Consider the following 22,270-nt stretch of genomic DNA (forward strand, 5'->3'; position numbering starts at 1 on the left):
GCCACCCGGCCCGTCCGACCCACCCGCTGACCGACGGGTCCGGGCGTCGCCACACGGCGGCGCTCCGGGCCGCTCAGGCCACCCCGAAGACCTTCTCCAGGTACGCCGCCACCCCGTCGGCGGTGTTCGCCCCGGTCACCTCGTCGGCGATCTCCAGGACGGCGGGGTGCGCGTTGGCCACCGCCACCGCCCGCCCGGCCCAGGTCAGCATCGGCACGTCGTTGGGCATGTCACCGAAGGCGAGCACGTCGGCCTGCCGTACGCCGATCCGCTCCGCGTACCAGGCCAGCCCGGCCGCCTTGGTCACCCCGGCGGCGGAGATCTCCACCAGCCCGCTGTACGACGAGTGGGTCGCCTCGGCCAGCCCCTCCAGCGCCCCGGCCACCACCTGCACGAAGGCGTCCGGGTCCTGGGTGCCGGCGCGGGCCAGCAGCTTCACCGCCGGCACCGAGGCCAGCTCCTCCGGCGACTCGACGGCGCGGATGGCCTCGTGGTCGGCGTCCCAGCGCAGCGGATAGTGCGCCTCGTGGCGCATCTCCCGGCTGTCCACGATCTCCACCGCGAAGCTGACCTCCGGCACCGCCGCCCGCAGCCGCCGGGCCACCTCGGCGAGCAGCTCCGGGGCGAGCGGGTCGGCCCGCAGCACCTGGTCGGTGTCCGGGTCGTAGACCACCGCGCCGTTGGCGCAGACCGCCGGCAGCGGTGTGGAGAGCTGGTCGTACACCAGCTGGAGCCAGCGGATCGGGCGGCCGGTGACCAGCACGACCGGCGTGCCCGCCGCGGCGATCCGCGTCAGCACCGCCCCGGTGCGGGCGCTGAGCCGCCGGTCGTCGCCGAGCAGGGTGCCGTCGATGTCGGTGGCGACCAGCCGTGGTGTCTCTCCCATCACCGGGAGAGTAGTCGGTCCAGGTAGACCGCCACCCCGTCGTCGTCGTTGCGCAGGGTCACCTCGTCGGCGGCCGACCGCACCAGCGGGTGGGCGTTGGACACGGCCACCCGGGACCAGCCGGCCCAGGCGAACATCGGCAGGTCGTTGGGCATGTCCCCGAAGACCAGCACGTCCGCCGGGTCGACGCCGAGCCGCTCGGCGACCACGCTCAGCCCGCTGGCCTTGTCCACCCCCGGCGGGCAGATCTCCACGAAACCGAGGCCGGCCTGGGTGAGGCTGGCCACCTGCGGCCCGACGATCCGCCGGGCGGTCTCCAGCAGCTCGTCCACGTGGTGGTCGGCGGTCCGGACGAACGCCTTGATCACGTCGTGGGAGAGGCACTCGGCGCGGCTGCGCGCCTCGAACCGGTCCTGGTAGGGCCAGGCCGGGTGGTAGTCGCCCCACAGCGGCGCGTCGTGTTCGTCGGACCCCTCGACCATGACGGTCAGCGGGCCGACCACGGCCTCCAGGTCGGTGAGCAGGCTGGCCAGCACCTCGGCGGACAGCCGCTCGTCGCGCAGCACCACCGGGCCGGCCGGGTCGCTCTGGTCCACCACGCAGCCGCCACCGGCCATCACCAGGTAGTCGGCGGCCCGGATGTCGTTGCGGGTGAGTTCCTTCAACCGGGGGCCGCGACCGGTCGCGCCGACCACCGGGATACCGGCGGCCCGCACCCGGTCGAGCACCCCATGGGTGTACGCCGAGACGGTGTCGTCGCTGCGTACCAGCGTGCCGTCGAGGTCGGTGGCGATGAGCTTGGGCAGTCCCGGGCGGGTCATCGTTCCTCCTTGCCCGCCGCCGTCCGTACCGGTCGTCCGACCCGGTGTGACGGCGGGCAGCAACCGTACCTCGCCGGGCAGGTCGCAACCATGGCTTCCCGGCGAACCGGTCGCCAACGCCCGATGGCCGGCGATCCGCCGGCCGACGGTCGGGCCGGGGCGCTCAGGCGTCGGGTTCGCGGCGGGCGAACGGAACGGTCGGGGCGACGGTCAGGTCGGCGGGCGCGGCCGGTCGGTCGTGGTCCCGGCCGGGATCGACCCCGACCGGCCCGTCCCCAACCCGGTCGTCCGGTGGCCGGCCGGTGCTGAGCAGCGCCGCTCCGACCAGCGCCACGGCGACGAAGGCCATCACCAGCCCTCGACCGTGGTCCACCCGGAACCCGTCCTCCGAGGAGTAGAACAGCGCCCGTTGCCCGGAGTCGTCCAGCGAGAAGGCGGTGACGGTGAGCAGGACCAGCAGGGCGCCCGCCACCGCCAGACCGGCCGTCCGGGCGTCGTGCCCGGTGGCCGGACGCCCACGCAGGGCCAGCGCCACCGCGACGCTGAGCAGCAGCAGCCCCACCAGGTACGCGACACCGAAGGCGCCCACCTCGGCCACCCCACCGGGCACCCGGATGGTGCCACTGCCCTCGGGGCCGCCGTTCGGCACGGTCATCACCAGCCACTCCCCGGCCATCGACGCCGTGGCGGCGACCGCGCCGAGCAGGACCAGCACCGGGGGCAGCCGTCGGTCCTGACGCAGCGCGGCGGGCCACTGCCCGAACCGTCGGCTCGTCGCCCGCCCGGCGGCACCCCACTCCGGCACTGAGGTGTCGTCCGAGCGGTCGTCCTGTCTCGGGATGGGGAGATCCTGGGACATCGGCCACCTTCCGCGTCGCGGGCCTGACCCGCATCATCCCACGGCGGTGACGTCGACACCCGGAAGCGGCGTACCGGGGTGGCCGGCGGTCCCGCGTCGACGACCTGCGGCGTCGGGGGCGGGTGACGTATCGACCCGCCGCCGACGGCCGTGCGGGGGCGGGTCGGCCGCTGCCGGTCGCCTCGCCCGGGTCGGTCGCCGTGGGCCGTGGTTTCGACTAGCGTTCGGGGTATGCCTATCCGTACCGCTTCCGCACGTTGGCAGGGCAACCTCACCGAGGGTGCCGGGACCGTCCGCACCGGCAAGGGCGGGCTGGAGGGGAACTACTCCTTCAAGTCGCGCTTCGAGGAGGGCGAGGGGACGAACCCCGAGGAGCTCATCGGCGCCGCCCACGCGGGTTGCTTCTCGATGGCGCTCTCCAAGCAGCTCGCCGATGCCGGCGCGACCGGCACCTCGGTGGAGACCACCGCCAAGGTGCACTTCGACAAGACCGACGCGGGGATGACCGTCACCCGGATCGAGCTGGAGACGGTCGGCCAGGCTCCGAGCCTGGACGAGGCCGAGTTCGCCAAGCTGGCCGAGGCCGCCAAGGAGAACTGCCCGATCTCCCGGCTGCTCTCCCCCGGCGCGCAGATCAGCCTCACCGCCCGCCTCGCCTCCTGACCCGTTCCACCCGCTGGACCGTTCACCCCCACCGCCCCGTCCGGCACGCCGCGACCCCGTGGCGGCCCGGCGGGGCGGTGGCGTGGCGGGGCGGTGGAGGTGAACGGGGCGGGTGATGGGCGGCGGGTCGGGCACAATGGGTGGGGTGCCCGTGGAGATGAGCCGTGAACGCTTCGAGGAGCTGGTCGGCGAGGCCCTCGACGAGGTGCCCGAGGAGTTGCTCCGGCTGATGAGCAACGTGGTCATCCTGGTCGAGGACGACCCACCCGCCGGCGAGGACCTGCTCGGCCTCTACGAGGGGCACGCGCTGACCGAACGCGGCTGGAGCTACTCGGGCGTACTCCCCGACCGGATCTTCATCTACCGCCGGCCCATCCTGCGGATCTGCGCCACCGAGGACGACGTCATCGACGAGGTGGCGGTGACCGTGGTGCACGAGATCGCCCATCACTTCGGCATCGACGACGAGCGGTTGCACGCGTTGGGCTGGGGCTGAGCGCCCCGCCCGCCCCACGTCTGCTGCTCCGGTCGGTCGTCTGCGTACCCCTGCCCGGTTCCGTGCGCGGAGCCGGGCCTGCGCTCCGCTCGGCTGATGCGGCCGGTTGCGGGGGCTGCCTACCGTTGGGGTAGCACACCCCTAATCAGGAGGAAAACCCAATGCGCAGCGCGCTGTTCTCCGCAGAAAACCTGGAGAAGGAGTCCGCCCAGCCCGGCATGCGGCTGCAGAACTCCAAGATGTTGAAGATCGAACTCAACGGCGAGGCGATGGCCCGGGTCGGGTCGATGGTCGCCTACCAGGGGCAGGTGCAGTTCCAGGCGCTCGGCTCGGGCGGCATCGGCAAGTTCATCAAGCAGCGGCTCACCGGTGAGGGAGTGCCGCTGATGAAGCTCAGCGGTCACGGCGACGTCTTCCTCGCCGAGCTGGCCAAGGATGTGCACATCATCGACCTGGAGCCGGGCGACGCCCTGTCGATCAACGGGTCCAGCGTGCTGGCCTTCGACTCGACCCTGTCGTACGACATCAAGATGGTCGGCGGCGCGGGGATGGCCTCGTCCGGCCTGTTCAACTGCGTGTTCAGCGGCCACGGCCGGATCGCCATCACCACCAAGGGCACCCCGGTGGTGCTCAACGTCGACGCGCCCACCTACGTCGACCCGCAGGCCGCCGTCTGCTGGTCGGCCAACCTCCAGACCGGCTACCACCGGGCGGAGCAGCTCGGCCTGGGCACCCTGCTCGGCCGCAGCACCGGTGAGGCGTTCACCATGAGCTTCGCCGGCCAGGGGTTCGTCGTGGTCCAGCCGTCGGAGGAGCCGCCGGTCCAGGGCAGCGGCGGCCAGCAGCAGCAACAGGGCCTGCTCGGCGGCCTGCTCAGCTGATCTTCGCCGTGGGTGGGGGCGGTCCCGGACGGGACCGCCCCCACCCGTCCGCGTGCCGTCGGGCGCTGCGGCAGGCGGGGTCAGCTCAGTTCGCCGGAGCGCAGCCGGGCCAGCCAGGCCGCCGCGTCGGTGTAGTCGGTGTCCGACAGGCCGGCGGGGGCCGGGACCGGCCGGTCACCCGCCGCGTCGGTCCACCGGTGCCGGGGGTACGACCCGAGGAACCGCACCTCGGCGCAGACCCGGCGCAGCCCCTGCAACGCCTCGCCCAGCCGGGCGTCCGCGACGTGACCGGTGCAGTCGAGGAAGAAGACGTACCGGCCGAGCGCCTCCCCGGTGGGGCGGGACTCGATCCGGGTCAGGTTGACCCCGCGCACGGCCAGCTCCATCAGCACCGACAGCAGGGCACCCACCCGGTCGTGGGCGATGTAGACGACCAGCGAGGTGACGTCGTCCCCGGTGGGCGGCGGCGGCGGACCGGGGCGGGACAGCAGCGCGAAGCGGGTCACCGCGTCCGGATGATCGGCGATCTTGTCGGAGAGCAGCGTCAACCGGTGCCGGGCGGCGCCGATCGGGGCGCAGATCGCCGCGTCGTACTCGCCGTTCGCCGCGCCGGCCGCCGCCGCGCCGTTGGAGAGCACGTCGATCACCGTCGCGTCGGGCAGGTGGGCGCGCAGCCAGTTGCGGCACTGGGTGGACGCCTGCGGGTGGGCGGCCACGCTGCGTACCCCGTCGAGCTGGGTGCCGGGCCGGGCACCGAGCACGAACTCCACCGGCAGGATCACCTCCCGGGTGATCACCAGCGGATCCCCCTCGGCCAGCTCGTCCAGGGTCACCCCGACCGCGCCGCCGATCGAGTTCTCCAGCGGCACCAGCGCGGCGTCCGCCTCGGCGGCCCGTACGCTTTCCAGCGCCTCGCCGACGCTGCGGGCGGGCGTACGGCTGCCGTGTTCGGCGGCCGGGAGGGTACGCAACGCCTGTTCGGCGAAGGTGCCCTCGGGGCCCAGGTAGGCGTAGCGGGTCGGCGGGGTTCCGGGCATGTCGACCAGCCTACGCACCCGGTGGCACCCCGGTCCCGGCGTCGCAGGCCAACGTCCGGATGGCGGGCGGCGCGGCGGCCTTCACCTCGATCGAGCAGACGTCCGTACCGGCGGTGACCAGCACCACCGCGCCGCCCGGCTCCCCCCGGCTCACCGCCTGCAACTGCTCGTGCCCGCTGACCGCCAGCACCGTGTAGTGCCAACCGTCGGCGCAGAGCGGCCCCTGCACCGCGCGCACCGACACGTTCCGGGGCAGCACGTCGTCGCGGAGCAGGCCGATCACCCGCTCGGTGGAGGGCCGGCCGGCGCAGGGCACCGCGACCGTGGCGGCGGTGGGGGTGGCGGCGGGCGGCGTGGTGGTCGGCGGCAGGGTGGGGAGCACCGCCAGGGCGGTGGGCGGCGTGGTCGGCGGCACGACCGGTGTCGGCGGGGCGACGGGGACAGCGACCCGGCGTTCCGGCGGAGCGGCGCACCCGGCGAACGGCAGCACGGCGAGGACGGCCACGACGAGCCGGGCCACGACGGGCCGGCGACGCGGCGGACGGGGTGCGGGAGTGGGCGGCACGGGCCGGTCCTCGGGGGATTCGGGCGTGGTCAGATCGCGGAGAAGAAGGTGAGTGAGCCGGAGACCGACCCCTCGGTGAGCACCGGCGTGGAGATGGCGTCCACTGTCGCGTAGGTGCTGTCGTCCCCGGCGGGCTGCACCCTGAGCAGCCCCCGGGCCAGCCGGCCGGAGTGCAGGGCGAGCAGCGGGGGGATCTTGTCGGTCTCCTGCTCCGGCAGCTCGTGCCGGGCGGCGGTGAAGTCGAGCAGCCGCAGGCCCCCTTCGAGCAGCGGCAGCCCGACGACGGCCTCGGGAGCGCCGAGGCAGAGCAGCTCGCAGCCGGCGGCCGAGATGGCCACCACCCGGGTGCCGGCGTCGATGAGCAGGCAGGGCTCGTCGGCGTGCGAGACGGTGGCCGACCACGTCCCGACGTTGTCGCCCCCCGGCTCTGTCGGCGTGCGTGCGGCCGGCACGAACACGTCCGAGAGCGAGAGTTCGACGTGGGCCACCGCGCCTCCTAGGTACACCGACGGTCTGTCCACGCTAGCCGGTCTTCGTGACGGTCGCCGACCGCGCTGGAGTCACCAGCCGCCGGTGGGTGGTGGTGCGGGTGCCCGGGTGGGCGGCCGGCGACGGCGCGGACCGGAGTGTCGCGGGGACCGGTGCCGCGGGGCGTCGTCGGTGACGTTACCGGCGACCCGCCTGCTTGTCAGCGGCCGTTCGGCCCTCGTCGTACCACCGGTAGTCGCCGGCGGGACGGTAGGTGCCGTTGTGCCAGGTCTGTGGTGCCTGGGCGACCCGGGAGAGCTTCTCGGCGGTGGCCGGGCTGATCCGGTTGCCACCGGCGACGAGGAGGCGGTCCAGCTCCCGGTGGGTCGCCATCATGCAGTCCTTCGGCAGGCCGTAGACGCTGATGACGCCGGAGCCGACGAAGGTCAGCACCGGGGTCACCGGGATCGGCAGGCCGACGGCCTCGGTGAGGGCCTTGCTCGCCCGCTTGGCGTCCCGTCGGGCCTCGGCCACGTACGGCGGGCGCTTGCCGTTGATCTGTACCACGTCCCCGGCGACCAGCACCCGGGCTCGGCCGTGGTCGGCGATGCTGACCGCGAAGAGCCCGCTGGGACCGATGGCGAGGAAACCGGCGCGGTCCTCCTGCCCGTGGTCGCGCAGCATGTCCGAGACGTCGGTGCGGGGCCACTCGACCACGTGCCACGCGGGACCGAGGTGGTCGAGCTGACCGAGCGCCCGGGCACCGGCGGCCTCCAGCCGGCGGGCACCCCGCTCGGCCCGGCGACGACGGGCCCACTCCAGCGGGGTCGGCCGGGCCGGGTCGAGTGTCGCCGACCCGTCGGGACGGGGGTGCGGCACCGCCACGGGCGGCAGTGCCCGGGTGGGTACGGCTCGACGAGCGGGAAAGACAGTCATCGCGACCTCCGGCAAAAGGTCCCTCGAAAGTTATGTTCTCACTACCCTACGTCGCCACTGTGGGGGTACGGCAAGTTGGAGCGCCGGAATGAGTGCGGATGAATGCCATATTCATCCCCGATTCTTCCGCTGAACACCCTTCACCACTGCCCTACGCTGCGGGGGTGACCCACTACGTGGACAGCGAGGTCGGTCGACTCGGCACGGTGCTGTTGCACCGGCCGGGCCCGGAACTTGCCCGCCTCACCCCCCGCAACAACGACTCGTTGCTCTTCGACGCTATCCCATGGGTCGGCCGGGCACAGGAGGAGCACGACGCCTTCGCGGCCGAGCTGCGCGGGCGCGGCGTCGAGGTGCTCTACCTCGCCACCCTGCTCGCCGAGACGCTCGCCGTCGCCGAGGCCCGCGCGGAGCTCACCGAGCAGGTGCTCAGCTCGCCCCGGCTGGGCGACACCCTGCGCCGGCGGGTCGCCGACCACCTCGCCTACCTCGATCCCGCCGCCCTCGCCGACGTGCTCACCGCCGGCCTGGCCCACGAGGAGCTGCGGATCAGCCCCGAGCGCCCCGGCGGTCTGGTCTGGACGATGATGGACCGGCACGACTTCGTCATCGACCCGCTGCCCAACCTGCTCTTCACCCGGGACTCGTCACTGTGGATCGGCGACCGGGTCGGGGTGACCAGCCTCGCCATGCCGGCCCGTCGCCGGGAGACCACGCTGACCGACGCGATCTACCGCTACCATCCGCGCTTCGTCGGCACCCGGACCGTCTACCACCCCGGCCTGGAGCACCTCGAAGGCGGCGACGTGCTGCTGCTCGCCCCCGGGGTGCTCGCCGTGGGGGTGGGTGAGCGGACCACCCCGGCGGGTGCCGAACGACTGGCCCGGCAGGTCTTCGCCGCCGGCCTCGTGCACACCATGCTGGTGGTGCCCATCGCCCAGGAACGGGCCACCATGCACCTCGACACCGTCTGCACCATGGTCGACGTCGACGCGGTGCTGATGTACCCCAACGTGGCCAGCACGCTGTCGGCGTACACGGTGGTCGCCGGCCCGGACGGCGAGCCCCGGGTGGACGGCCCCGCGCCGTTCCTGCGCGCGGCGGCCGACGCGATGGACCTCGACCAGCTCCGGGTCATCGACACCGGGCTGGACCCGGTGACCGCCGAACGTGAGCAGTGGGACGACGGCAACAACACCCTCGCCCTGGCCCCCCGGCTCTGCGTCGGCTACGAACGCAACGTGGAGACCAACGCCCAGCTCGAACGCGCCGGCATCGAGGTCATCCCGATCGCGGGTTCGGAGCTCGGCTCCGGCCGGGGTGGCCCCCGCTGCATGTCCTGTCCGCTGGTCCGCGAGCCACTACGCCCACCGGCCGCCTGAGCCGGCGGCGGCCGCACCGCCCGGGCGGCCCGCCGGCGCTCAGCGCAGGGTGAGCTGGCGGCCGAGCAGCCCCTGCCGCGCCCGGCGCCCGGCGGCGTCCAGCGGCTCCTTCTCGGTCAGCGCGTCGGCGTACCGCTCGGCGAACGCGGCGACCGGCTCCTCCCACTCGGCGGCCGGGGTGTCCTCGGGCAGGTCCCAGACCGGCACCAGACGGCCGTGCGCCCGGAACATGCCGGCGAACCTCGTGCCCTCGCCCAGGGTGAGCGCACCCGAGGCGGAGAGCCGGGAGAGCGTGTCCAACGCGGCGTCCTCGTCGTCGCCGAGCACCCAGCGCACGTGTGCCTTCTCCGGCACCCGGCACCAGTAGGCGGCCCGCGCCGCGGCCAGCCTGACGGTCGGGTAGATCGCCGCGTTCGCCCGTTCCAGGGACGCCTGCACGGTCGGGTCGTCGGCCGCGCCGGGGTCGAGCCAGAAGTCGAAACCCTCGTGCATGGTGACGTCCAGCGGGGCGTCGACCAGGATGTCCTGGAGGCGGGGGCCGGGGCCGGGCAGCGGCGGCACCGTCACCTGCCCGCCCGGCTCGGTGCGCAACGCGCAGAGCAGCGCCTCGGCCAGGTCCCGGGAGACGTCGCCGGACTGCTGGTGCCGCTGGAGACCGATGAACACCCGACCGTCCGGCTTGGTCATCGCCGGGGCGGCCATCGGCAGCACGGTGGCCAGGGTGACCGGCCGGTCGCCGTGCTCCTCGACCAGTTCGGGGGTGAGCCGCAGCGGCGCGGAGGCGGCCGGCACGAGTTCGCGCAGGGCGATCCACTCCGGTTCGTCCGCCAACCCCTCGAACGGACGGGGGACGAAGACGTCCCGGATCTTCTCCCGGCGGGGAGCGGCCTCGACGCGCTGGTTCTTTCGACGCTTGCTCACGGCGAGACAGCCTAGAGCCCGACCGTCGACCGTGGGGGCAGGACCCGCCCCACGGCCCGGCCAGGACCCGCCCCACGGCCCGGCCAGGACCCGCCCCACGGCCCGGGCAGGACCCGCCCCACGGCCCGGCCCGGGCGGGCTCAGGCCCGGCCGGATGGGATCACGCCCGGCCGAGCGGGCTCGGATCTGGTCTGCGGTCAGCCGGCGGGGATCAGGTCCGGCCGGCAGTCGGCCGGGTCGAACTCGGCCCAGACGCTCTGCCCCAGACCGTCCCGGTCGACCCCCCAGCGGCTGGCCAGCCCGGCGACGATGTGCAGACCCCGCCCGTCGACGGCGTCCGTCCCGGCGGCCCGCATCCGTGGTCCGGCCTCGGCGCCGCCGTCGGTCACCCGGACCGACAGGAGCGGACCCGTCCGGCCGGGCCGCAACCGCCAGGCGACCCGGACCACCCCGCCGGGCAGCGGGTCGGCGTGCCGGACCGCGTTGCCGACCAGCTCGGCCAGGACGGCCACCAGGTCGGCGAGGAGCGCCGGGGGGACCAGTCCGGCGAGTTCGTCGGCGAGCCGGTGCCGGGCCAGCCGCGCTCCGGTGGCGTGGTGGGGGACCACCACGCACCACGAACGATCGACTCGTCCTGTCGACACCCCGGCTCCTTCTCGGCCCGTGCCCGCCGGCGCGTCACCGGCCCACCCCGGGCAGGTCACCGGCGCGGCAGCCGCACCTCTGCGACGGTACCGCCACCGTCTCGTGGACGTAGGGATACCCATCCATTTTGCTGTTCAACGATCCGGCGGACGAGATAGAGGCCGAGTCCGGCACCCGGATAGCCCCGGCGGTCCCCGGACTCGCCCTGCCAGAACCGGTCGAAGGCGCGTTCGGCGTGTTCCGGCCGGATCCCCACCCCCCGGTCGGCCACCCGGAACGCCACGGTCCGGCTGTCAGCCGTCGCCACCACCTCGATGGGGGAGTCGGTCGGCGACCACTTTCCCGCGTTGGTGCACAGCTCGGTCAGCACGGTGGTCAGCCGGTGCCGGTCCCCGAGGGTCTTGGGCAGGTCGGCCGGGATGCTCAGCAGCAGCCGGCGGCGCAGGTCGCCGGGGAGGTCCAGGACCGCCGCGTGCAGCGCCTCGCCGAGGTCGAACGGGACGGCCGGCCCGTCGCTGGGGCGCACGTCGGTGGCCGAGGTGAGCAGCCGGTCGACCAGCCGGGCCAGTTCGTTGGCCCGTTGACCGATCACCCGGGCCGCCTGCCGCCGGTCGTGGTCGGTCAGCGACTCCCAGTGGTCGGTGAGGGTGTCCGCGTACCCCTTGATGACGGTGACCGGGGTGCGCAGCTCGTGGCTGGTGACCGCGACGAAGAGGTCGCGGTCGGAGTCGCGGCGCTGCTGGTCGGTGATGTCGCGGAAGGTGACCACCCGGAGCATGCCCGGGCCGGCCAGCTCGCCGGCGGTGATCCGCAGCCACTGCCCGTCCGCGAGCTGGTGGTCGAGCACCTGGCCGGCGGCCGGGAGCGGGAACGGCAGCGGCCGGTTCATCGCCTCGCCGGCGGTGCGGCCGGTGACCTCGACGGCCGCGGGGTTCCACAGCCGGACCCGGCCGTCCCGGTCGACCACGGCCAGGCCGTCGGCGAGCGCCGCGACCACCGGGCCGTCGCCGTGCACCGGCAGGCCGCTCTGGTCGCCGTACATGTGGGCGATGCAGGAGGCGAGGTAGCCGAGGGTGGCGTGCTGGACCCGGTTCTCGGACTCGTCGTCGTCGGGGTAGAGGGCGTGCAGGCTGCCGACGGTGAGCCCGTTGAGTTCGGCGCGGGCGACGACCATGCGGCGCAGGCCGCGGGCGGCCAATTCCCCGGCGAGCGGGCCGTCCAGGTGGTCCAGCCGGGTCTGGCGGACCCGGGGGCCGGTGAGCAGGCAGACGGTGGCCGGGTCGGAGGCGGGCAGTGGGCGGCCGATGGCCCATTCGGCGCAGCCGCTGGCGGCGATCACCTGGCCGCCGGTGGGGGTGAACTCGACGAACGCCACGCAGGCCGCGCCGAGCGCGGGCCGGGCCGCCTGGAGCAGCGCGGTGAGCACCGGCAGCCCGGCCTCACCCGAATTGATCATCTCGATCACCGCGCCGTGGTCGGCGATGAGGGCGGCGAGATCGGGGCGTTCCGGCATGCCCCGAGTGTGCCCCGTGCGACGCCCTTCGGGCACCCCCCGGGGGTCGGTCCGCTCCGGCATCCGGTGCCGACCCGACCGGTCGGTGCCGGCCTGGTCCGGCCGGGAGTCGGGCGTCACCGGCCGAGCCGGGCCAGGGTGTGCGCGGGCCGGTCGGTGATCACCCCGTCCACCCCGGCGTCGAGGACCAGCGCCAGGTCGGTCGGTTCGTTGACCGTCCAGACGTACACCTGGTGGCCGGCGGCCCGCAGCGCGGGGACCAGCTCCGGGCGGGACCGGACCAGGCCGATGCCCGGCCCGGCGATCCGTGCCCCGAACGGCAGCCGCCCGAGCCGCAGCCAGCGGGGCAGCACCTCCAGCAGCAGCACCGTCGGCAGCGCCGGGGCCAGCTCGCGGACCCGGCGGACCGCCAGCGGGGAGAAGGACATCACGGTGACCTGGACCGGCTCGTCGGGGGCCGGCTCGGCCAGCCCGTGCCGACGCAGCAGGGTGACCAGCCGGCGCTCGACGTCCCCCCGGTAGCGGGACGGGTGCTTGGTCTCCACCAGCAGCCGGACCGGGCGGCCGGCGGCCCGGACGGCGGTCAGCAGCCGGTCCAGGGTGAGCAGCCGGGTGTGCGCGTCGTCCGGCGACCCGTCGCCGTCGGCCGGCGTGCACCCGGGGTGCCAGGAGCCGAAGTCCAGCGCCTCCAGCTCGGCCAGGGTGCGGGCGCTGACCAGGCCGTGACCGTTGCTGGTCCGGTTCAACCGCCGGTCGTGTACGCAGACCAGGTGCCCGTCGCGGGTCAGCCGGACGTCGCACTCCAGCCCGTCGGCGCCCTCGTCGAGCGCCCGCAGGTAGGCCGCCAGGGTGTGCTCGGGAAGGTCGGCCGACGCGCCACGGTGCGCGAAGACCAGGGGATCGCCCATCTGCCGACGCTCAGATGACCTGGCCGGGCTGCCCGTCCCCGGTGACCACCGGCCGACCGACGGCCACCCACTGCCGCATGCCGCCGTCGGCGTTGCGCACCTGCTCCCAGCCGTTGCCGAGCAGGTAACCGACCACCTGGGCGGAGCGCCCGCCGGAGCGGCAGATCACCGCGACCTCGCGGTCGGTGGGCACCTCGGCGAGCCGGGCCGGCAGCTCCATCATCGGCACGTGGTGGGCACCGGGCGCGTGGCCCGCCGCCCACTCGTCGTCCTCGCGGACGTCGAGCAGGTAGGTGTCGTCGTCGATCGCGGTCACGGGGACGCTGGGAACCTGGGATCCGAACACGGTCACCAAGCCTAGATCCTCGGTGCCGGCGACGGCATCCCGGCGGTCGGCGTGGCGGCGGTGGAGGTGCCGTCGGCGGGTCGGGCCGGCGGTGGGGCAGGCGCGCAGCGCGCCGGGCCGACGGTGGGGACGGCGACCGGGGTGGCGGTCACAGCTGGTTGACCCAGCGGGGGTTGGCCCGGGACCAGTCGGGCAGCCGGTCGGTGCGGACGGCGTCGAAGAGCCCGCCGCCACCCTGGTCGAGCACCACGTACGAGATGCCGTCGATGGTCTGCGGATACGACGGCAGCTGCACCCCGTGCAGCGCGTCGGCGGGCAGCGAGCGCAGGGCGAAGAGCAGTTCGTCCAGGGGTACGCCGTTGGTGTCGACGGTGAGCGAGCCGCCGACCGCCCGCAGCACCCGGTCCAGCTGCACCGGATCGCTGCGCAGGTGGGACTGGGCGGCCCGGTCCAGCATCGCCCGCAGCATCTGCTGCTGGTGCCGTTGCCGGTCGTAGTCGCCGTTCGGGAGGTCGTAGCGCTGCCGGGCGTAGTCCAGCGCCTTGGCGCCGTCCATCTGCTGGCAGCCGACCGGGAAGGTGGTCCCGGTGTGGATCGACCGGACCTCGGTGTCGACGCACATCCGGACGCCGCCCAGCAGGTCGATGACCTTCCGGAAGCCGGCGAAGTCGACGAGCGCGGCACCGTCGAAGCGGATGCCGGTGAGCCGGGTCAGGGTGGCCGAGAGCAGGCGGGTGCCACCCTCCCCGCCGCCGCCGTGCTCGTACGCCGCGTTGATCTTGTCTTGCCCCCCGCCGTAGCCGGCGCCGTCGGGCGGAATGGCGACCAGCAGGTCGCGGGGAACGGAGATCAGGTACGCCTGCCGCAGGCCGGGCGGAAGGTGCACGATGAGGATGGTGTCGGAACGCTGGTCCGCCTGCTGCGCTCCGGCGCGACGGTCGGAGCCGACGACCAGGTAGTTCAGGCCGGCGTCCAGCTCGGTGCGGGCCTGCCGGGAGTCCGGGGCGAGCAGTTGCTCCCTGCTGACCGTCCGGTCGTAGCGGTGGGCGAGCAGCCGTACCCCGACCACGGCGAGGCCGGCGAGCAGCACCAGGGCCAGGCCGACGCCGAGCAGCACCCGCGACCAGCGGGGGCGGACCCCGCGCCGGCCGGGGGACGGGGTGCCCCGCCCTCGGTCGGACCGTGCTGACCTGGCCGTGACGTCCTCCCCGTGGCTCAACGTGAATAGTTCTCACGTCAGGCTACGGCGGGGCGGCCGAGCGCCGGGCCGGTTCGCCGGGACTACCGGCGGGTCACTTGCGGGTGGACAGCACGCTCGGGTTGGCGTAGACGAACTCGGCCAGCTTGTCTTCCTTGATCGCCTGGAACATGTCCAGGGTCTGCTGGCTGAGCGCCTCCCGGTTGTTGGCGTTGCCGTTGAACGTGCCGCCGTTGGTGCGCAGCATGGTCAACTCGTTGGCGGTCACCCCGCGCATGGTGAAGACCAGGTCCGCGACCGGCACGCCGCCGGTGTCCAGGATGAACGCCTTGCCGGCCGCCTTGATCAGCTGGTTGACCTTCACCGGGTTGGTCAGCATGCCCTTGTCGGTCGCCTTGCGGGCCATCGCCTTGATCAGCTGCTGCTGGTTCTGCTGCCGGTCGTAGTCGCTGTTCGGCAGGCCGTAGCGCTGCCGCGAGTAGTCGAGCGCCTGGAGGCCGTTCATCTCCCGGCAGCCCTTCTTGTAGACCACCGGGGTCATCGGCCGGCCGGTCTTCTTGGCGTCGGCGTTCCACATCTGCTTGCCGTCCACGATCATCATGTGGTGCGACTTCACCTCGTGGCTGACGCAGATACGCACCGTGCCGAGGGTGTCGATGACGTTCTTGAAGCCACCGAAGTTGATGATCGCGGCACCGTCGAAGCTGACCCCGGTCATGTTCTTGATGGTCTGGGCCATCAGCTGCGCGCCGCCCTCCCAGCCGCCGCCGTTGCGGGCGCCGGCCTGGAACGCCGCGTTGATCTTGTCGGTGCCGCCCTTGAAACCGCTCTTCTTGAACGCCGGGATCTGCGCCTCGGTGTCCCGGGGGATCGAGATCAGGTACGCCTGGTCGTGGCTGGCCGGGATGTGCAGCACGATGATGCTGTCCGACCGGACGTCGTCGGCGGCCCAGCGCTCCCGGGCGTCCACGCCGAGCAGCAGCATGTCGATCGGGCCGTCCAGGTTGGCACCGCCCTCGGCCTCGGTCTTGCCCGCCCCGCCGAGCAGGTTGCGCTGGGCGATGTTGCCGGTGGCCTGGCTGATCAGCGCCTTGCTGCCGACGATCGCCACGCCGCTGGTCAGCATCAGCACCGCGCCGAAGACCACGGTCAGCCGCGCCCAGAGCGGATCCTTGCGCCGGGTGCGCTTGCGGGCCGTCGTGGAGGGCCGACCGCCGCGACCGCCCGGTGAGGGGACGGCGGCCGACGCCCGGTAGGGGTCGGCGCTCAGCGACGTGGGGCGGGGGCTGGTCTGAACCGGCATGCGTGCTCCAGCTCGCGTGATCGGGGGGCGGGACCACTTTACGTACCGCTTCCCGGCTAGGCGAGGTCGTCACACGCACAAATCCCAGGGAAACCGACCTTTACCTTCGGAATTCATCCTTTCGGGTCATGCTGTCCGCCCGGACGGCCGTTGGCGTTCGATGATCAAGCGGTCGGGAAATGACCTCTGATGACGTTCGTCGACATCTGCCGGACACATCGGCATCGACGCCGACCCGTTCCCCGCACCGGCAGGGTGAACCGTCAGGGCCGTCCCCACCCCGGCGGCGGTCAGTTCCCGGTGCCCGTGGCGCCCTTCTTCTGGTTGTTGGCCGCCACCCAGTCCGCCATGGTGTCGGCGGACATCGCCTGGTACATCGCCAGCGCCTTCGTCCGGTCGGACACCACCACCGACTCCCCGTTGATGGTGTCGCTGCCGGTGTTCGGGCTGGTGAGGAAGGTCAGGTTCTCGCCGCGCAGATTGCGGAACTGGATGGCCATGTCGGCGAGGGAGAAGTCGTTGTCCACGGTCACCGCGTCGGTCACCGACTGGAGGAACGCGTTCAGCTTCTTGGGGTTGGTCAGGGTGCCGGTGCTCGCCGCCTTGTCCAGCAGCGCCCGCAGGAACTCCTGCTGGTGCCGCATCCGGGCGAAGTCGCCCTGGGGGAACTGCTTGCGCTGCCGGATCCAGTCCAGCGCGGTGGCGCCGTCCATGTGCATGGTGCCCTTGGTGAACTTCCGGTACGGCTTGTGGATCGAGGTGATGCTCTGCTCCACCTTCAGGTCGACCCCGCCCACCGCGTCGGTGACCTCCTTGAAGCCACCGAAGTCGATCGCCATCACGTTGTCGATCCGGACGTCGGTGAAGCACTCCACGGTGCGTACCGCCAGCGGCAGGCCACCGAAGGCGAACGCGGCGTTGATCTTGGCGCGCCGACCGGAGTCGCAGGCCGCGCCCGCGCTCTCGGGAATCGGCACGTACAGGTCACGCGGGACGGAGACCAGGTAGGCCTCCTTGTGGTCGGCCGGGATGTGCATGACGATCAGCGTGTCCGCCCGCCACTCGCCCGGCTTGTCGACCGCGGCGTCCGGATCCCGCGAGTCCGTGCCGACCAGCAGGATGTTGAGCGCCCCCTCGACCGGCTTCGCGGGTCGACCGCCGGTGATCTCCGAGAACGGGTCGGTGCGGGCCAGGTCGTCGTTGAGGTTGCGGGTGTAGAACCAGGCCCCGATCCCGCCGAGCAACGCCACCACCAGCACCGTCACGCCGGCCACCAGGGCGATCCGGCCCCAGCGCGGACGCGGCCCGCGCCGGCCGTAGTTCCCCGGCCCACCCGGCCCGGCGGGTGTGCCGGGGCCGCCCGGTCCGCCCGACCGGGGCTGGTCGTCCTGGTACGACGGGTACCACTGCGCGTCGGACTGCCGGGTGCGCCCGGTGGCGCCCCGGTCGGAGCCGGGCACCGGGGCACGGCCCGCGCTGCGGTGGAGGTACGGGAGCGAGGCGCCGGCTGACGAGGTCGCTGACATGCGTTTCAGCGTACGTAGGCGGGTCGAGCGTTCGCTGAAGGTGAAGCGCGCCCGGTGCCCCGCGTGGCGTGGGGGAGCTACCCTAGCCGGTCGCGGAAATGGTCGATGGTGCGTCGCAGGCCGTCTTCGGGCGAGACCGTCGGCTGGTATCCCAGCAGGTCCCGGGCGAGGGTCAGGTCGGGGCGGCGCATCTCCGGGTCGTCCGAGCTGCGGGTGACGTAGGTCACCTGCGAGGTGCTGCCGGAGAGTGACACGATCGTCTCGGCGAGTTGCCGCATGGTCAGCTCGTGTTCGGTGCCGCAGTTGATCGGGCCGGTCTCCGTCGAGTCGAGCAGCAGCAGGATGCCGCGCACCAGATCGTCGACGTAGCAGATCGACCGGGTCTGCTCACCGGTGCCGTGCACGGTGATCGGCTCGCCGCGCAGCGCCTGGGAGATGAAGGTCGGGATGGCCCGGCCGTCGTCCGGGCGCATCCGGGGGCCGTAGGTGTTGAAGATCCGGACGATCGCCGCGTCCAGCCCCCGGCTGCGGTGGTACGCCATGGTGGCCGCCTCGGAGAAGCGCTTCGCCTCGTCGTAGACGCTGCGCACCCCGATCGGGTTGACGTTGCCCCAGTACGTCTCCCGCTGCGGGTGCTCCTTCGGATCCCCGTACGCCTCGGAGGTGGAGGCCATCAGGAAGCGGGCCGCGTCGGCCGTCGCCCGGTCGAGCAGGTGCAGGGTGCCCACCGACCCGACCCGGAGGATCTCCACCGGCAGCTTCGCGAAGTCGGTCGGGCTGGCCGGGGACGCCATGTGCAGGATCGCGTCGAACCGCGCGGCCAACGCCGGGTGGTGGGTGGGCAGGCCGTCGGAGATGTCCGCCTCGACCAGGGTGAAGCGCGGGTGCTCCGCCAGGTGGGCGACGTTGTCCTTGGAGCCGGTGACGAAGTTGTCCAGCGCGACCACCGTGCACCCGCGCCCGATCAGGGCGTCCACCAGGTGCGACGGCACGAACCCGGCGCCGCCGGTGACGAGGACGCGGTGACCGCTTCCGAACCGCTGGGCAACCTTCATGGCGGCCAGCCTACTCAGCGGCGGGGACCCCCGCCGCGACAGGTCGCGGCGGGGGCCTCCTGGTGCCGGTCGGTCAGTGCGCTCCCGCGCCGGTGAGGGCGCGCACCTCCAACTCGGCGTACTTGTCCTCGTCGTGCTCCTTGGAGATGAGCGTGCCGATCCAGCCGCAGAGGAACCCGAACGGGATGGACAGCAGGCCCGGGTTCGACAGCGGGAACCACTGCCAGTCGTGGTCCGGGAACATCGAGGTCGGCGCGCCGGAGACGACCGGCGAGAAGAACACCAGGAACACGGCGGAGACCAGGCCACCGTAGATCGCCCAGACCGCGCCCGAGGTGTTGAACCGCTTCCAGAACAGGCTGTAGAGGATCGCCGGCAGGTTGCCCGAGGCGGCCACCGCGAACGCCAGCGCCACCAGGAAGGCCACGTTCAGGCTCTGCGCGTAGATCGACAGGGCGATCGAGACCGCGCCGATGACCAGGGCCGAGATCCGGGCCACCCGGACCTCCTGGCGTTCGGAGGTCTGCCCCTTCTTGATGACGTTGGCATAGAAGTCGTGCGCCAGGCTGGACGACGACGCCAGGGTCAGCCCGGCGACCACCGCGAGGATGGTGGCGAAGGCCACCGCCGCGATGATCGCCAGCAGGGTCGCCCCGCCCAGGTCGCCGCCGAGGAACGACCTGCCCAGTTCCTCGGCGAGCTGTGGCGCGGCGGTGTTGCCGGCCTTGTCCTGCGCGACGATCTCCTTGCCGCCGACCAGCGCCGCCGCGCCGAAGCCCAGGGCCAGGGTCAACAGGTAGAAGGTGCCGATGATGCCGATCGCCCAGAGCACGCTCTTGCGGGCCGCCTTGGCGGTCGGCACGGTGTAGAAGCGGATCAGGATGTGCGGCAGGCCGGCGGTGCCGAGCACCAGGGCGATGCCCAGCGACAGCAGGTCCATCTTGTTGTAGAAGGTCTGGGTGGCGTTGCCGGCCACCTCGACGCCGTACCGCAGCCCGGGTTCGAGGAACGCGTCGCCCTTGCCCGACGTGGCGGCGGCGTCACCGAGCAGCGCCGACAGGTTGAAGTTGTACTTCGCCAGCACCAGCACGGTCATCACCAGCGCGCCGGTCATCAGCAGGAACGCCTTGACGATCTGGACGTACGTGGTGCCCTTCATGCCACCCACGGTCACGTAGATGATCATCAGGGCGCCGACCATGATGATGGTGGCCACCTTGGCGGTGTCGGCGTCCATGCCCAGGAAGGTGGTGCCCGGCTTGATCCCGAGCAGCAGCGCGACCAGGGCGCCCGCGCCGACCATCTGGGCCAGCAGGTAGAAGATCGACACGGTGATGGTCGACACCGCCGCCGCCGTACGCACCGGGCGCTGGCGCATCCGGAACGCCAGCACGTCGGCCATCGTGTACCGGCCGGAGTTGCGCAACAGCTCGGCGACCAGCAGCAACGCCACCAGCCAGGCGACCAGGAAGCCGATCGAGTAGAGGAAGCCGTCGTAGCCGTACAGCGCGATGATGCCGGCGATGCCGAGGAACGACGCGGCCGACATGTAGTCGCCGCCGATCGCCATGCCGTTCTGGAAACCGGAGAAGGACCGGCCGCCGGCGTAGAAGTCGGTGGCCGTCTTGGTCTGCCGGCTGGCCCAGATGGTGATCGCCAGGGTCACCGCCACGAAGACCAGGAACAGCGTGATGGTCAGGTTGCGGGCGGTGCCGCCACCCGCCTCAGCCGCGAGGACCGTGTTCATGGGTCACCTCCCCCATCTCGGCGCGGATCCGGTCGGCGGTCGGGTCGAGCTTCCGGTCGGCGTACCGCGAGTAGAGCCAGGCGATGAGGAACGTCGAGACGAACTGGAGCAGGCCGAAGACCAGCGCCACGTTGATGTTGCTGCCGAAGAGCTTCGTGCCCATGAAGTCCCGCGCGTAGGCGGAGAGGATCACGTAGAGCGCGTACCACAGGAAGAACGCGACGGTCATCGGGAAGACGAAGCTGCGCAGCGCGCGACGCAACCCGGCGAACTCGTCCGACCGTTGTACGGCCAGGTAACGCTCCGCCACCGACTCGGCGGGGGCGGGCGGGGGTGTGTCCGTGGACATCTGTGGATCACCACCTTCACAGGCATTGGGGGTTTCGCGCACCGTAGATAGCCCACTGCCTGCCGGGAAAGGTCGAGATCGATCCCGGCAGCCCGCTGCGCCGAACGGTCCCCCGCCTGCGCCCAGTGACCCGCGTCACCCCGCTCACCGGGCGGACCGCACGTTGATCCACCCACCTGGGCCGAGGTTGCGGTATCCGCCGGCCAGGATGCCGCTGTATCGGTGACACTGCGACGCCACCCCGGCCCCGCGCGGGCGGGGCCGGTCAGGGAAGCTGGTGGTAGCGGCCCCGGTGGTGCAGGAGGGGCGGGGTGTCGGTGACGATCTCGACCGTCTCGATGGTCGCCTCGACCAGGAGTGCCCAGCCGTACTCCCGGGCGGTGTCGAGGCGGCAGCCGGCCCAGCTTCCGGCGTCGGCGGGCACCGGCCCGTAGGGCGTGTCGGTCCACGCGTCGGTGGCGAACAGTCCACCCGGCGAGGGGAAGAGCCCGGCGAACCGGTCCGCGAGCTGCCGGTGGGGCGGCCCGAGCGGGGCCACCGCGAACCGGCCGGCGTCCTCGATCGCCGTCCACAGGTCGGCCTCGGGGTCGACCAGCCCGAGCAGCCGGTCCGGCTCCCCCTCGGCGACCAGGGTTGACGACACGGTCAGCCCGGCCGGCCCGGGAGCCGTCCAGAGCGTCACCGACGCGGCCAGCCGGCCGCGCAGCCGGCGTGCCGGTGAACGCTGGTCGGCCGGCACCGCGAACGGGTCGGTGTGGTGGATCTCGGCGCCCGGGTTTGGATTCACGTGAAACATTGTGGCTCCGCCGTCCCGTCGGGTGCGGCAGGTCCGCCCCGGGGTCGTGGCGGCGGTCCCGGCCCGGTCCCGGCCCGGGGTCGGGTCGGCGGTCCCGGCCGTGGGCCACGGCCGCGACGGTCGTCCGGAGCCGAGCCCAGTACTCTTGCCCGTGGTCAGTTGCGTAGAGTAGCCGGGTTCGGGGGTGCTTCCCCGCGACAGGGCTTCGGAAGTGGGCGGCACGGTGCCGCCGACGCGAGGGGAAGGCGGAGGCCGGCAGATGTCTGCGGCGAAGCGCAAGGCTGTGGTGCTGCTCAGCGGAGGGCTCGACTCCGCCACGGTGCTCGCGATGGCGGTGCACGAGGGTTACGAGGCCTACGCGTTGAGCTTCCGTTACGGTCAGCGACACACGGTGGAGCTCGACGCCGCCCGGCGGGTGGCGGAGCGGCTCGGCGCGGCCCGGCACGTGATCGCCGACATCGACCTGCGCGTGTTCGGCGGCTCGGCGCTGACCGACGACGCGCTCGCGGTGCCGCACCACGACAGCGCGGACGACCTCGGCACCGACATCCCGGTCACCTACGTGCCGGCGCGGAACACGATCTTCCTCTCGTTCGCCCTGGCGTGGGCGGAGACCCTGGACGCCTCGGACGTGTTCATCGGGGTGAGCGCGCTCGACTACAGCGGCTACCCCGACTGCCGGCCGGAGTACATCGCCGCCTACGAGCAGATGGCCAACCTGGCGACGAAGGCGGGCGTCGAGGGCCGCCAGCGGCTGCGGGTGCACACCCCGCTGATCCAGTTGACCAAGGCCGAGACGATTCGTCGGGGCCTGGAGCTGGGCGTGGACTACGCCTGGACGCACAGCTGCTACGACCCGGTCGAGGGGCGCGCGTGCGGGACGTGCGACTCGTGCCTGCTGCGCGCCCGTGGCTTCGCCGAGCTCGGCCTGGTTGATCCGGCGCTGACCCCGGCGGGCGGGTGAACCCG

At 72.9% G+C, this 22,270-nt stretch carries 24 protein-coding genes; 5 read left to right on the forward strand and 19 right to left on the reverse strand.

The features are described from left to right. Positions 1–73: 73 nt before the first annotated feature. From GA0070623_RS18800 to GA0070623_RS18810, 3 genes are all read right to left on the reverse strand, one after another. On the reverse strand, positions 74–886 hold the full coding sequence (locus GA0070623_RS18800; RefSeq protein WP_067301156.1) for an HAD family hydrolase: 813 nt from the start codon (positions 884–886) through the stop codon (positions 74–76). Then, positions 886–1,707, reverse strand: coding sequence for an HAD-IIB family hydrolase (locus GA0070623_RS18805; RefSeq protein ID WP_067301153.1), 822 nt, complete (start codon positions 1,705–1,707; stop codon positions 886–888). Before GA0070623_RS18805 ends, GA0070623_RS18800 begins: the two co-directional genes overlap by 1 nt. A gap of 163 nt (positions 1,708–1,870) precedes the next feature. After that, the gene (locus GA0070623_RS18810; RefSeq protein ID WP_067301150.1) at positions 1,871–2,566 is read right to left on the reverse strand and encodes a hypothetical protein; all 696 of its coding nucleotides are present in this window, start codon (positions 2,564–2,566) and stop codon (positions 1,871–1,873) included. A 231-nt stretch (positions 2,567–2,797) separates the two neighbouring features. On the opposite strand from GA0070623_RS18810, the gene GA0070623_RS18815 reads away from it, so the two are divergent. The 3 genes from GA0070623_RS18815 to GA0070623_RS18825 all read left to right on the forward strand — a co-directional run bounded on the left by GA0070623_RS18815 (position 2,798) and on the right by GA0070623_RS18825 (position 4,606). Further along, a complete protein-coding gene (locus GA0070623_RS18815; RefSeq protein WP_067301147.1) occupies positions 2,798–3,229 on the forward strand; it encodes an OsmC family protein in 432 nt (143 codons plus the stop codon). Positions 3,230–3,380: 151 nt separating this feature from the next. Next, positions 3,381–3,725 carry a metallopeptidase family protein gene (locus GA0070623_RS18820; protein ID WP_172898531.1) on the forward strand — a complete coding sequence of 115 codons (345 nt, stop codon included), beginning with the start codon at positions 3,381–3,383 and terminating at the stop codon, positions 3,723–3,725. Positions 3,726–3,886: 161 nt separating this feature from the next. Beyond that, positions 3,887–4,606, forward strand: coding sequence for an AIM24 family protein (locus GA0070623_RS18825; RefSeq protein ID WP_067301144.1), 720 nt, complete (start codon positions 3,887–3,889; stop codon positions 4,604–4,606). Positions 4,607–4,686: 80 nt separating this feature from the next. Here the strand turns inward: GA0070623_RS18825 and pheA are convergent, their stop codons facing one another. From pheA to GA0070623_RS18845, 4 genes are all read right to left on the reverse strand, one after another. Beyond that, positions 4,687–5,643 carry a prephenate dehydratase gene (gene pheA / locus GA0070623_RS18830; protein ID WP_067301140.1) on the reverse strand — a complete coding sequence of 319 codons (957 nt, stop codon included), beginning with the start codon at positions 5,641–5,643 and terminating at the stop codon, positions 4,687–4,689. A 10-nt stretch (positions 5,644–5,653) separates the two neighbouring features. Further along, positions 5,654–6,208: a hypothetical protein gene (locus GA0070623_RS18835; RefSeq protein ID WP_067301137.1), complete on the reverse strand. Its 555-nt coding sequence runs from the start codon at positions 6,206–6,208 to the stop codon at positions 5,654–5,656. A gap of 29 nt (positions 6,209–6,237) precedes the next feature. Continuing rightward, positions 6,238–6,696, reverse strand: coding sequence for a hypothetical protein (locus tag GA0070623_RS18840; protein ID WP_067301134.1), 459 nt, complete (start codon positions 6,694–6,696; stop codon positions 6,238–6,240). Between the two features lie 178 nt (positions 6,697–6,874). Then, positions 6,875–7,612, reverse strand: coding sequence for a hypothetical protein (locus GA0070623_RS18845; RefSeq protein ID WP_067301264.1), 738 nt, complete (start codon positions 7,610–7,612; stop codon positions 6,875–6,877). A gap of 164 nt (positions 7,613–7,776) precedes the next feature. Between GA0070623_RS18845 and GA0070623_RS18850 the strand changes: the two genes are divergently transcribed. Beyond that, positions 7,777–8,994, forward strand: a complete 1,218-nt coding sequence (locus GA0070623_RS18850; protein WP_067301131.1) for an arginine deiminase — start codon at positions 7,777–7,779, stop codon at positions 8,992–8,994. A 39-nt stretch (positions 8,995–9,033) separates the two neighbouring features. Here GA0070623_RS18850 and GA0070623_RS18855 read toward each other — a convergent pair whose 3' ends face one another. From GA0070623_RS18855 to GA0070623_RS18910, 12 genes are all read right to left on the reverse strand, one after another. Beyond that, positions 9,034–9,915 carry a DUF5926 family protein gene (locus tag GA0070623_RS18855; protein ID WP_067301128.1) on the reverse strand — a complete coding sequence of 294 codons (882 nt, stop codon included), beginning with the start codon at positions 9,913–9,915 and terminating at the stop codon, positions 9,034–9,036. A gap of 197 nt (positions 9,916–10,112) precedes the next feature. Beyond that, positions 10,113–10,526 (reverse strand): ATP-binding protein, encoded by a 414-nt coding sequence (locus tag GA0070623_RS18860; RefSeq protein ID WP_231932847.1) that lies wholly within the window; start codon positions 10,524–10,526, stop codon positions 10,113–10,115. Positions 10,527–10,615: 89 nt separating this feature from the next. Further along, on the reverse strand, positions 10,616–12,073 hold the full coding sequence (locus GA0070623_RS18865) for an ATP-binding protein (RefSeq protein ID WP_067301260.1): 1,458 nt from the start codon (positions 12,071–12,073) through the stop codon (positions 10,616–10,618). Between the two features lie 116 nt (positions 12,074–12,189). Next, on the reverse strand, positions 12,190–12,981 hold the full coding sequence (locus tag GA0070623_RS18870) for a glycerophosphodiester phosphodiesterase (RefSeq protein WP_067301122.1): 792 nt from the start codon (positions 12,979–12,981) through the stop codon (positions 12,190–12,192). A gap of 10 nt (positions 12,982–12,991) precedes the next feature. Beyond that, positions 12,992–13,327 (reverse strand): rhodanese-like domain-containing protein, encoded by a 336-nt coding sequence (locus GA0070623_RS18875; RefSeq protein ID WP_067301257.1) that lies wholly within the window; start codon positions 13,325–13,327, stop codon positions 12,992–12,994. 148 nt (positions 13,328–13,475) lie between these two features. Next, positions 13,476–14,444: an LCP family protein gene (locus GA0070623_RS18880; RefSeq protein WP_456320054.1), complete on the reverse strand. Its 969-nt coding sequence runs from the start codon at positions 14,442–14,444 to the stop codon at positions 13,476–13,478. Between the two features lie 175 nt (positions 14,445–14,619). Continuing rightward, positions 14,620–15,828, reverse strand: coding sequence for an LCP family protein (locus GA0070623_RS18885; RefSeq protein WP_067301119.1), 1,209 nt, complete (start codon positions 15,826–15,828; stop codon positions 14,620–14,622). A 290-nt stretch (positions 15,829–16,118) separates the two neighbouring features. Continuing rightward, positions 16,119–17,354 carry an LCP family protein gene (locus GA0070623_RS18890; protein WP_067301116.1) on the reverse strand — a complete coding sequence of 412 codons (1,236 nt, stop codon included), beginning with the start codon at positions 17,352–17,354 and terminating at the stop codon, positions 16,119–16,121. 77 nt (positions 17,355–17,431) lie between these two features. After that, a complete protein-coding gene (locus GA0070623_RS18895) occupies positions 17,432–18,409 on the reverse strand; it encodes an NAD-dependent epimerase/dehydratase family protein (protein ID WP_067301113.1) in 978 nt (325 codons plus the stop codon). A gap of 73 nt (positions 18,410–18,482) precedes the next feature. Continuing rightward, on the reverse strand, positions 18,483–20,156 hold the full coding sequence (locus GA0070623_RS18900; protein ID WP_067301110.1) for a solute symporter family protein: 1,674 nt from the start codon (positions 20,154–20,156) through the stop codon (positions 18,483–18,485). After that, positions 20,134–20,505 (reverse strand): DUF485 domain-containing protein, encoded by a 372-nt coding sequence (locus GA0070623_RS18905; RefSeq protein ID WP_067301107.1) that lies wholly within the window; start codon positions 20,503–20,505, stop codon positions 20,134–20,136. Before GA0070623_RS18905 ends, GA0070623_RS18900 begins: the two co-directional genes overlap by 23 nt. A 265-nt stretch (positions 20,506–20,770) precedes the next feature. Beyond that, positions 20,771–21,301, reverse strand: coding sequence for a flavin reductase family protein (locus GA0070623_RS18910; protein WP_067301104.1), 531 nt, complete (start codon positions 21,299–21,301; stop codon positions 20,771–20,773). A 259-nt stretch (positions 21,302–21,560) separates the two neighbouring features. On the opposite strand from GA0070623_RS18910, the gene queC reads away from it, so the two are divergent. Further along, positions 21,561–22,265: a 7-cyano-7-deazaguanine synthase QueC gene (gene queC, locus GA0070623_RS18915; protein ID WP_067301100.1), complete on the forward strand. Its 705-nt coding sequence runs from the start codon at positions 21,561–21,563 to the stop codon at positions 22,263–22,265. Positions 22,266–22,270 lie beyond the last annotated feature (5 nt).

The sequence above is a fragment of the Micromonospora rifamycinica genome, from assembly GCF_900090265.1.
In the GTDB taxonomy this organism is placed as follows: Bacteria; Actinomycetota; Actinomycetes; order Mycobacteriales; family Micromonosporaceae; genus Micromonospora; species Micromonospora rifamycinica.

What these genes read in the sequence shown, in the direction of transcription:
- GA0070623_RS18800 (WP_067301156.1), bottom strand. Translation starts at nt 886, where the DNA reads ATGGGAGAGACACCACGGCTGGTCGCCACCGACATCGACGGCACCCTG.
- GA0070623_RS18805 (WP_067301153.1), bottom strand. Translation starts at nt 1,707, where the DNA reads ATGACCCGCCCGGGACTGCCCAAGCTCATCGCCACCGACCTCGACGGC.
- GA0070623_RS18810 (WP_067301150.1), bottom strand. Translation starts at nt 2,566, where the DNA reads ATGTCCCAGGATCTCCCCATCCCGAGACAGGACGACCGCTCGGACGAC.
- GA0070623_RS18815 (WP_067301147.1), top strand. Translation starts at nt 2,798, where the DNA reads ATGCCTATCCGTACCGCTTCCGCACGTTGGCAGGGCAACCTCACCGAG.
- GA0070623_RS18825 (WP_067301144.1), top strand. Translation starts at nt 3,887, where the DNA reads ATGCGCAGCGCGCTGTTCTCCGCAGAAAACCTGGAGAAGGAGTCCGCC.
- pheA (WP_067301140.1), bottom strand. Translation starts at nt 5,643, where the DNA reads ATGCCCGGAACCCCGCCGACCCGCTACGCCTACCTGGGCCCCGAGGGC.
- GA0070623_RS18845 (WP_067301264.1), bottom strand. Translation starts at nt 7,612, where the DNA reads ATGACTGTCTTTCCCGCTCGTCGAGCCGTACCCACCCGGGCACTGCCG.
- GA0070623_RS18865 (WP_067301260.1), bottom strand. Translation starts at nt 12,073, where the DNA reads ATGCCGGAACGCCCCGATCTCGCCGCCCTCATCGCCGACCACGGCGCG.
- GA0070623_RS18870 (WP_067301122.1), bottom strand. Translation starts at nt 12,981, where the DNA reads ATGGGCGATCCCCTGGTCTTCGCGCACCGTGGCGCGTCGGCCGACCTT.
- GA0070623_RS18885 (WP_067301119.1), bottom strand. Translation starts at nt 15,828, where the DNA reads ATGCCGGTTCAGACCAGCCCCCGCCCCACGTCGCTGAGCGCCGACCCC.
- GA0070623_RS18890 (WP_067301116.1), bottom strand. Translation starts at nt 17,354, where the DNA reads ATGTCAGCGACCTCGTCAGCCGGCGCCTCGCTCCCGTACCTCCACCGC.
- GA0070623_RS18895 (WP_067301113.1), bottom strand. Translation starts at nt 18,409, where the DNA reads ATGAAGGTTGCCCAGCGGTTCGGAAGCGGTCACCGCGTCCTCGTCACC.
- GA0070623_RS18900 (WP_067301110.1), bottom strand. Translation starts at nt 20,156, where the DNA reads ATGAACACGGTCCTCGCGGCTGAGGCGGGTGGCGGCACCGCCCGCAAC.
- GA0070623_RS18905 (WP_067301107.1), bottom strand. Translation starts at nt 20,505, where the DNA reads ATGTCCACGGACACACCCCCGCCCGCCCCCGCCGAGTCGGTGGCGGAG.
- GA0070623_RS18910 (WP_067301104.1), bottom strand. Translation starts at nt 21,301, where the DNA reads ATGTTTCACGTGAATCCAAACCCGGGCGCCGAGATCCACCACACCGAC.
- queC (WP_067301100.1), top strand. Translation starts at nt 21,561, where the DNA reads ATGTCTGCGGCGAAGCGCAAGGCTGTGGTGCTGCTCAGCGGAGGGCTC.